6 protein-coding genes are annotated in these 9,431 nt (G+C 36.2%); all 6 read left to right on the top strand.

From position 1 onward, the window contains the following. The first annotated feature begins 100 nt into the window (after nt 1-100). The 6 genes from P0N36_RS09440 to P0N36_RS09465 all read left to right on the top strand — a co-directional run bounded on the left by P0N36_RS09440 (nt 101) and on the right by P0N36_RS09465 (nt 9,301). A complete protein-coding gene (locus P0N36_RS09440) occupies nt 101-5,017 on the top strand; it encodes an Ig-like domain-containing alpha-2-macroglobulin family protein (protein ID WP_275842594.1) in 4,917 nt (1,638 codons plus the stop codon). Nucleotides 5,018-5,651: 634 nt separating this feature from the next. Beyond that, a complete protein-coding gene (locus P0N36_RS09445; RefSeq protein ID WP_275842595.1) occupies nt 5,652-6,425 on the top strand; it encodes a hypothetical protein in 774 nt (257 codons plus the stop codon). Between the two features lie 217 nt (nt 6,426-6,642). Continuing rightward, on the top strand, nt 6,643-6,792 hold the full coding sequence (locus P0N36_RS09450; protein WP_275842596.1) for a hypothetical protein: 150 nt from the start codon (nt 6,643-6,645) through the stop codon (nt 6,790-6,792). A 518-nt stretch (nt 6,793-7,310) separates the two neighbouring features. Next, nucleotides 7,311-7,640 carry a DUF6054 family protein gene (locus P0N36_RS09455; RefSeq protein ID WP_275842597.1) on the top strand — a complete coding sequence of 110 codons (330 nt, stop codon included), beginning with the start codon at nt 7,311-7,313 and terminating at the stop codon, nt 7,638-7,640. Between the two features lie 171 nt (nt 7,641-7,811). Beyond that, entirely contained in the window at nt 7,812-8,867 is a 1,056-nt protein-coding gene (locus P0N36_RS09460) for a D-alanine--D-alanine ligase family protein (protein WP_275842598.1), read from the top strand. An 11-nt stretch (nt 8,868-8,878) separates the two neighbouring features. After that, the gene (locus tag P0N36_RS09465) at nt 8,879-9,301 is read left to right on the top strand and encodes a DUF1934 domain-containing protein (RefSeq protein ID WP_275842599.1); all 423 of its coding nucleotides are present in this window, start codon (nt 8,879-8,881) and stop codon (nt 9,299-9,301) included. Nucleotides 9,302-9,431 lie beyond the last annotated feature (130 nt).

Consider the following 9,431-nt stretch of genomic DNA (forward strand, 5'->3'; position numbering starts at 1 on the left):
ATGATAGGATTTCATTAAGATGCGTGAGATAGTGTTTAAATACGCTTGAGATTCTCCGGTAAAGTTAAGTTATAACTATATGTTGGGAAGGAAGATTGAAATGGATAAAAGAGTCATCATTAGTTTCACAATGATTGTTGTTATGATTACAGGATTATTTGGTTATCAGTATTTTACAGGAAACAATTCAGGGTATGTTTATGCAGAAAGTTTTCGAGACGGTGTGTCCCTGACCCCTACAAAAATTGACAGTAGAGGGATTGATGTTACGACAACTTTTCTAATTGGCTTTGAAGAAGGGAAGGAAATGACTTTAGATGAAATCAAAGAGCAGTTGATTATAAAACCTGAAGTTGTTTTTGACTTAGAAGAAGTGGATGAACAATTGGTGCTTAGTTTTGCCAAGCCACTAGAGGAAAATCAGGTATATAAGTTTTTAGTAGGGAATACTTCATGGGTATTTCAAACAAAAAGTCTTTTTACTCTTGTGGGCAATTTACCTAGACATCAAGCTACCGGTGTACCAACAGATAGCGGTATCGAATTATATTTTAATGGAAAAGTAAAAGACTTGTCACAATATTTTGTAATTGAGCCAAGAGTTAACGGATATTTCGAATCCTATGGTAATACAATGGTTTTTGTACCAAGGAAACTAGAACCGGAAACCTTGTACACGGTTACAGTCAAAGCAGGTTTGCCCCTTGAAGGTTCAGGTGAAACCCTAACAAAAAATCATGTCTTCTCTTTTGAAACAACTTCAACAGACAGTGGACTGTTTAAAGAACCAAAAGGTTATTTTAATTACAGAAGACTATTAAACGATTTTTCATCGAAAGAATCCTTATTCATACCTTTTAATTTTTCAATCTATGATAAAAACGCAGATATGAAAATCACCTCAGAAGTTTATGCCTATGATTCAATTGAGCGCTTTTCTGAGGCCATAAAAGATTATGGCAACTATCCGATTTGGTCAAATTTCAATCAGATGCCTGAAGAAAGTGGAACATCAGGCCTTAAAAAGGTATTGGAATTTGAACAGAATTTAGAGTCACCAGATGGTTATGAAGATAATCTTAGATTACCTACTATGTTAGAACCCGGATTCTATGTGGTTCAATCATCATGGGAAGACATGCAATTCCAGACATTTTTGCAGATTACGGATCTAAGTTACTATTATTTTGCAGATCATACACAGGGTTATTTTTGGATGCATGATTTAGGAACTCAAAAACCGGCTTCAGGCGCAAAAGTATCGATTATGGGGACTTCAACAACAGCCATAGCCAATCAAGAAGGTTTGGCAGTATTTAAGGACAATACCACGGATGACATGGCTTTTTATCATCTGTCTTATAACAACATGGAGAGCTTGAATTATCAGTATAAAGGGTATAGATATGATCAACAGGATTATTGGACTTATTTTCAAACGGATCGCGGGCTCTATCAACCAGACGATGAAGTAGCTTTCTTTGGTTTTCTTCAGAATAGAGAAACTGGGGACTATCCGAATAAGGTTCGCGTTGAAGTAACCAAACAGAATTGGTTTTTTAGAAGTTATTGGCCGGGTATGGACAAACAGATACCTTTGATAAAAAAAGATGTACAACTTGAAAATGGCTTTTATAAAGGTGGGTTGGAGTTACCGAATCTTGAACCAGGTAGCTACCAGATGAATATCATGATGGATGATCAAACATTGGCATCCCATTACATAACAGTTGATAAGTATGTCAAGCCAGATTACAAAATGGATTTGATCAAAGACAAGGAAGCCATATTTGTTGATGAATCATTGAATATTAAGGTGAACACCAGCTTTTTTGAAGGTACACCGGTTTCAGGTGTGAATGTTCAATATAATGTTTATGGTATAGGTCATGCAGAAGGTCAGATTACAACGGATTTAGTAGGCAATGCTCAATTTGTGTATACACCCGTCTATCAAGAAGGGTATCAAGGTGATCATTATGGTGGTATTAATATTTTTGCGACCCTTCCGGAAAGCGGAGAAATCCATCACTCAGAGAATATCCGAATTTTTGCCAATGATATTCATGTGGGTATTGAAACAACCCTTAAAGAAACAGATGCTACAATAAAAGCAAATGTGAACAAGATTACGTTAGAACGTTTAAATAATGGTACGGCAGAAGATTCGAATGATTTCTTAGGACAAGGCGTGCAAGGTCATGTCATAAAAGGTATTGTCAAGAAAAACGAATGGGTGAAGACGGAAGTCGGAGAAAGTTATGATTTCATCCATAAGGTAGTGGTAAAAAAATATGAGTACAACTTGGTAACAACAGACTACCAAGCTGTTGAACTTAAAACCAACAGCCTTGGCGTTGCTGAGGTAAAGTTGACACTACCCAAAGAAGATTTTGTACACTATAGCTTGGTGACACAAACTCAAGATACAAATGGCCGTAAAATAGAGCAAACCCATTATTTTAACAACCATGATTTTTTTGAATATGTAGCAGATAATAGGGTATATATTGAAGCGGATCAAGAAAGTTATGATCTTGATGAGACTATGAAGTTGTCTCTTAAGGATAAGGCAGGAAATCTAGCAGGTTTTCAGTATTTGACCATGTTTGGCACCGATGGTGTAAAAGAAATCAAGATTACAGATCAACCAAGTTTGGATACGACTTACAAAAAAGTCTTTATGCCGAATGTAGAAGTCACAGGTGTAAGCTTCACTGGAGAAACTTATTTAACAACAGAAGGTTTAAATATAGGCGTGAATAAAGAGCGTTTTAAGGTTGACTTGAAGGTGACAACGGATCAAACAACCTACAAACCGGGGGAAGAAGTGATCATAGAGGTTAAAGCAACTTACAAAGACGAAGATGGTACCACCAGAAACCTCCCAAGTGGTATAGCGAATCTGAGTATTGTGGATGAAGCATTGTTTACACTTAATGAGCAGGAAATTAATGTACTAGAAAGTCTTTACGGTATGGTTTCAAGTGGCATTCATATTAAACAGGGCTCACATAATAACAGCAATTATCCAAACGGACCGATTTTTGCTGGTTTACGAGGCTATGGTATGATGACAGAGAGTATGGATATGGCCAAAACAGAAGTGGCGCCAGAACAGCCTACTTCTATGGCACTGGATTCAGCAACAGGAAATCTAAGTGTGCGTTCTGAATTTAAAGACACAGCTTTGTTCTTGAATTTGAAGCTTAATGATCAAGGCTATGGAAAAATCAGTTTCAAGCTACCAGACAATGTAACAGCATGGCGTATTACAACAGCTGCCTTATCAGAAAGCTTATATGCAGGTTCAGAGAAAAAGGAATTAAAAGTAACCCTACCGTTTTTCATTAATCCCGTCATGAACCGGACCTACCTTGTTGGGGACCAACCTTATGTCAATGTTGCCGGGTATGGTAACGCTATAAAAGAAGATGAGATTATTGAATATGAGGTTGCAAGTGAAGATATGGATTACACTTTTTCAGTTACAGGAAAGGCATTTGAGAAAATCAGTCTGCCTTTATGGAAGCTTGAAGCAGGTGATTATGCTATACGGATAACAGCTAAGACAGAAACTGGCCTTACAGACAGTTATGTGGAAACGATTCACGTCAAAAATACCTATCAGAAGATGGCTGTTACGGATACCTATCAAGCAACTAAGAATTTAAAAATAGAAACAGGTTTAGAAGGAATGACAACCCTAACTTTTGCTGATCGTTCAGCAGGTCAATATATATCGACTTTATACAATCTATATTATTCAGAAGGTAAAAGAGTAGATCAGATATACCTAGCATCCGTGGTGCAAGAAAGACTGGGTTCAATATTTAACATACAATTGCCGGACGTAGAAGCTCAATTGTCAGATTATATTACAGACGAAGGCGGCATAACCTTACTACCTTATAGTGAAATAGATCTTGCAACAACTGTAAAACTGGTTAATTATTTGGAAAATGATCAGCAGATTGCAGAAGTTAAAGCTTTTCTACACAATGGACTTTTTAAGAAAAATTCCGGCTCGAGAGGACTTATAATTTATGGTTTAGCGAGGCTGGGTGAGCCTATGCTACTTGAGTTAAATGATTATGTAATATCAGGTAATCTGAGTTTTGAAGATCATATTATTGTAGCCTTGGCTTATGGCAGTCTTGGGGATGATTTTATGGCAGAAAAACAATACAGAGAGTTTATTAAGCCACATGTGGAGCATTTTGATAATCAGGCGAGAGTCGTCTATGCAAACGATGAAGAAAGTCAGATTAAACATTCCTCCATGGTGCTGCCACTACTTGCCATGTTAAATGACAAAGATGCTCCGGATATGTTTAATTATGTGACCTCAAGACACTCAAAAACCTATTTAAACCATTTGGATCTCCTTCATTTTATTGATATTCGCTTGGAATCAGCCAATAAAAATGAAGCAACATTAACCTATCGCTATGATGGTGTTAACTATGACGTAGATTTTAAAGATTGGTGGGGCGCTTCGGTGACATTACCATCTGCTAAAATGGATGCCTTTGAGATTGTGGATGTGACATCGGACGTTTTGGTTGTTGCGAAATATGACAGCTACGATCTGATTGATCGGGAGCAGGATACAAAGGTATCGGTTTCAAGAAGTTATGAAGATTATAAAACCGGAGAAAAAAAATGGAACTTTAAGACCGGTGATATCGTCAAAGTAATTATAGATTGGAAAATTGATGAAAATGCCATCGATCAAAGCTATACCATCACAGATTATGCACCATCCGGTCTGGTACCAATGGAGAACCCTTGGGATATCGGTTTGGAAGATGATTATTACTGGTATAGAGATATAGAAGATCAAAGCGTGAAGTTTGGTGTATATAAAGATACAGAAAACTATAGACCAATGTTCTACTTTGCTAGGGTGATTTCACCAGGCACTTTTACAGCAGATGCCCCAATGATTCAAGGGATGCTGATAAAAGACAGTTTCAATCTTGGTGACAGAGCAACTGTTACCATTGAGCCATAAAAAAAGAAAAGCTCATGTAGGATCAAGCATAGCATTAAAAGGGGAAAAGTCAGACGGATGTCTGACTTTTTTTGTCTACTTTTAACGATTCAGTCGACTCACCTAATTCCATGAATTTGTGACATTCGCTGAACTTAATTTTTTTACTGCATTTGATGCATGTTGATAGTTTCTGTTTTTAGGGACTGGCGAAATCAGTGTAATTTCACCATGAAAATCACCTTTAATCTTGATTTCAGTGGATAACTTCCATTTGCTATTTGTTCAGCATATGAATTACGCCAATAAATCATGACTTATCAACACGTCATAATGCCAAAGGTCTTTTATAGAAAGCCTCCATCATCTGAGCCTCGACAAGTCAAGTCTTAAAAAAGTCTTCGAACACCATCCGGCAGAAAACCTGGAGAACAAAAAGGCTAAAAAAGTAGATGTTTTGAGAGATTAGAAGTTAAACATCTGAGAAGAAGGCCATTTTTAATGACTTAACAGTTGTAATTACCTTAGTCATTACAAGGGGTTACTTTAGTCATGTAAGTTAGTTACCATCTACACTATCTCTAATTTTGTTCTATATGGTACAATTTTCATGACATGTCGGGAACATAATCAACTTAGCTATTAGGAGAGTATAATGAAAAAAAATATTTCAATATTATTATGTATGGTTATCATGATTGCTTCAGTTAATACTGAATTACATGCAGCCAAGGATCAAAACAGTAGTTTTATGTTATATGAGAATTACGAAAAATATTCTGATGATATGTCAGAAATTCAAAAGTATGTTACAATAAAAAATGGCCAATATAAGCTCAATCTTAGCAAAGAAGTTAGAAAATTGTTTAACAAAGAAAGTATCTCTTATGCCAAACAGCATGTACAGGCACTTAATAACATAATTATACAGAATGAGATTAATAACTTAAGTTTGGAACAAGGCTTTACAATAGCAATTACTGACGAGAAGATAATTAAAGCATACGATGATGCAGGCTTTGATACCAAAGCTATGATTAATGATCAATCTATTATGTCAGAAAATCTGACAATTGAAAGATTAACAACTTACTCAAGAAGTTCCAGAACTCCATTAACTACTGGTGGTGTTACAAAGATAACTTTCATGTGGGATGGTATTGAAATCTGGTTAAGTTCAACTGCGACAAGATTAGTAGTAGTTGGCGGCGCAGGTGCTTTGTCAGGTTTGTTTGCCTATGCACTTGTACCAAGTGTAGTTACAGCAGCAATAGCAGGAAGTGTAGGTTCAATAGCTAGTGAATTACTCTCAGGTGTGTCTTTCCCTCCTTTGGTCTACAAATACAGATTCGCTTCAATATATGACCAATATACTTGGCAAACCGCTGGTGGTGGAAAAGGTCCGTTCATGACTTATGTCAGGCATTAACGTAAAGGAGTATGACATTGAAAATAGTTAATATATTGTTTGATTGTATATTTGTAGCATTAATTTTTATAATCATGGATAGTTTAGATCTTGATAGATGGCTTCACTATGTCATTACTACTGTAACAATATTCATAATCATACGTACAGGTGACAAGCTATTTGGCGATAAGAAATAAAAGGGGGCAGTCGGAAAATAGTCCTTATAGAAGATAGTATGGCGCGTATGCGTCATACTATTTTTTTGCTGTTTTCAGTTCTAACCTATGCTAATATGTGTGGTGTCAAGGCGATTGATAGAACTGTAGAGCTCTATGACAGAGACATTGCTTCCAACACAATTGATACAATACGAATCATAGGATAATATAACCTTCGCGTTTTCATGTCTTCTAATCCAACTCATGTTTGTCAGTAGCTATAGGGTTAGTGGTGAACATGCAACGCAATAGAAGATATCATGAGTAAACAAGCGGTCATGAAAGTGGTTCATAGTCTAGAAATATTGCCTCACAAAGAAACTAAGAGGCATCATTTAATCTCATTTTTTACATAGACATTAGAAAAAGTAAAAACCAGATGTGTAGGGGATAAAGTTCTTGCGATATAGTCATGGAGGGGTTATTAGCCGACGAAATTAGGTATATTAAAGTCTAATAGCCACAATCCTAAATGGACTGGCTTTTTAAGCATATGAATTTAATAGAAAAGGTACAATGAATTTTAAAACTATGGTAAGATGGTTTTCATAGAACTCACAATAGCTTGTATCTCGTAGAAATCAATGTTAGAATTTTGATTGGAAAGGTTATATTATGATGGTAAACTAAATTAACAATTTTGTAAAATTACTAACCAGACACTAAGGTAGAAGAAGAGGTACTAATGAGTATATATAGTTTTAAGGTGAATAAGACACCACTTGAAGCACTTGAGTATTTAAAAAGAGGTATGGATGAAGAACTTGTTTATGAAAAAGTCCATGATGTAGCTGGAAATATGAGGTCCATTATTGTCATCTATGAAAAATATTTTATGAGAAACAGCAGTAGGGCATCTTTAGTAGTGGCCATCAATAACTTTAATAAGGTGACTGAGATTGAAACCATATCTTCAGGGTCATCGCAAGGCATGATTTTTAATTTTGATTGGGGCGCAGGTGACGAGTTTGCGCATTCAGTAAAACACTTGTTTGAAGATTCTATAATAGATTAGGAAATTATCCGTAACACTAAAAATTAGATAGAAAACAAGCTTATTACTTTGAAAATATATGGGTTACGGCTCTTGAATAATTGGATAAAAGGATATAGAATGTAGAAGGTAAGAAATATACATAATAGATTAATATTTAGAAGAATAGCTAAGTGCTAATAGAGGTATAAAATGAAGCAAAATGTTGTGGTAATATTTGGAGGACAATCCACGGAGCATGACATATCAAAAAGGTCGGTGTTGACTTTCCTTGGATATATGGATGAAAACAGCTATGAAGTCAAAGTTGTTGGTATAACAAGAGAAGGGAAATGGCTATTGGTAGAAGGTGGCATGGAAGATATTCTATCTGGAGCATGGGAAAAAAGCAATATTTCTGCAACACTTTTACCGGATGCCACACTTAAATCCCTTTTAATCCAAAGAGAAGAGGCTATGGAGTATTTCAAAGTGGATGTTGTGATACCGGTATTACATGGCTTATATGGGGAAGACGGCTCTATACAAGGCCTGCTAAAGCTTGCCAAGATTCCTTTTGTAGGATGTGGTGTATTGGCATCGGCTGTTTCTATGGACAAATTCTATACTAAGTTGGTCGTAGAACCTCTTGGTATACGTCAAGCTAAGTATATAGGTGTGTACGAAGAAAGCTATAATAAAGAAACCATAAAGGAAAAAGTGGAGAACAAATTAGGGTACCCGGTATTTGTTAAGCCATCAAATGCAGGATCATCCATTGGTGTGTCCAAAGCGATAGATAAGGCTACTTTGCATGAAGCGCTTTTGAATGCATTTATACATGATCGAAAAGTTCTTATAGAAGAAAATATACAAGGAAGAGAAGTAGAGTGTGCAGTTATTGGCAATCTGGAGGTTAAGGCCTCCGATGTTGGAGAAATCTTATCCGCAGATGAGTTTTATGACTTTGATTCAAAATACAACAACCCTCAGTCAAAAACGATACTATCTGCAGACATGCCGGAAGCAACCAGACAGCAGATTAGAGAAGCAGCCATAGCTATATTTAAAGCAGTTGATGGCCGAGGACTTTCAAGAGTGGACTTTTTCATTGAGAATCATACCGGTGAAGTGGTCTTTAATGAAATCAATACTTTTCCTGGCTTTACAGATATAAGTATGTATCCCATGCTGATTGAAGCTGAGGGAATTACCAGAAGTGAGTTGATTGACCATTTGATTCAGCTTGCAATAGATGATTGTGTTTAGTGGGTGATCCGATGAATAAGAATGTACTTATAAAAGTCAAAGGTATCCAAGGAAGTTTGGTTGAAGATGATGCCATTGAGATGATCACAACAGGACAGTATTTTGAAAAAAACGGAAAGACATATATTAAATATGAAGACACTGCCCTTGATGAAGACGTCGTTACATCTACAACCATTAAAATTGATACAGCACAGGTTAGTGTGTTAAGATTCGGTGCGACCAATACACAACTTATATTTGAGAAAGACCAAGAGCATTTCACCCCTTATGAAACACCATTTGGTGTTTTTGAGATTTTTCTTAGGACGACAGATATTCAGTTTCATAAGGAAATGGATAAAGTGACTTTAAATGTGGCTTACAATATCGAAGTAAACCATACCGGTTCCATAGCATCCAATTTTCAAGTTGAGGTAACCAATCAAATGTAAATGCTAAAGGCTGTCTCTGAAATTCGAGTCAGCTCATTTTCTTTTACTCCAGTACATCAGTCAAGACATCTTTTTTGTAATAGAATAGTCATTAAAATGGATGGGTAAAATGAAGGCAAATGCCGATATA

Origin of the sequence: Petrocella sp. FN5 (genome assembly GCF_029210395.1) — a bacterium.
GTDB lineage: Bacteria > Bacillota > Clostridia > Lachnospirales > Vallitaleaceae > Petrocella.

Bases quoted from the DNA above. Each gene is read 5' to 3' on its own strand.
- P0N36_RS09465 (WP_275842599.1), top strand. From the start codon at position 8,879: ATGAATAAGAATGTACTTATAAAAGTCAAAGGTATCCAAGGAAGTTTG.
- P0N36_RS09445 (WP_275842595.1), top strand. From the start codon at position 5,652: ATGAAAAAAAATATTTCAATATTATTATGTATGGTTATCATGATTGCT.
- P0N36_RS09455 (WP_275842597.1), top strand. From the start codon at position 7,311: ATGAGTATATATAGTTTTAAGGTGAATAAGACACCACTTGAAGCACTT.
- P0N36_RS09460 (WP_275842598.1), top strand. From the start codon at position 7,812: ATGAAGCAAAATGTTGTGGTAATATTTGGAGGACAATCCACGGAGCAT.
- P0N36_RS09450 (WP_275842596.1), top strand. From the start codon at position 6,643: ATGGCGCGTATGCGTCATACTATTTTTTTGCTGTTTTCAGTTCTAACC.
- P0N36_RS09440 (WP_275842594.1), top strand. From the start codon at position 101: ATGGATAAAAGAGTCATCATTAGTTTCACAATGATTGTTGTTATGATT.